We start from the raw sequence: 364 nt of genomic DNA on the forward strand, positions 1-364 counted from the left end.
AGGGGTGGCTTTGAGGTCCATGGGCTCGGGGGCAAGGGGCTCCTCATCAAAAAGCGTGAAGTAGCGCACCCAGAGGCTGTCGCCTTGTGGGGAGGCTTTCATGAGCCAGGTGCCTTTCCGAAGCTCTCCAATAGACTCCGTCTCTGCGGTCCAACTGATCCCAAGGTACCCGCTTTGGTCTGCAGCCTCGACGATTTTGACCATGGAGAAGTTAGTCCACGGGAATTCTCCCCTAAACTCCCGAACCCACTCCATCTGCCTATCGGCATTGAGCTTGAAGAAGCAGGGGTTCCAGTCTACGCGTCCGCTGCTGCTGTTGATGGCGGTCTCCACGCCTTTGCCGGTTCCGACGATGAGGCCGCCG

General features: G+C 58.8%; 1 protein-coding gene. It reads right to left on the reverse strand.

The genetic code is table 11. From position 1 onward, the window contains the following. Positions 1-364: hypothetical protein (locus FRY97_RS22730; protein WP_170254898.1), on the reverse strand; the 364-nt coding region annotated here is incomplete at both ends.

The organism is Phaeodactylibacter luteus (assembly GCF_007993045.1).
GTDB lineage: Bacteria > Bacteroidota > Bacteroidia > Chitinophagales > Saprospiraceae > Phaeodactylibacter > Phaeodactylibacter luteus.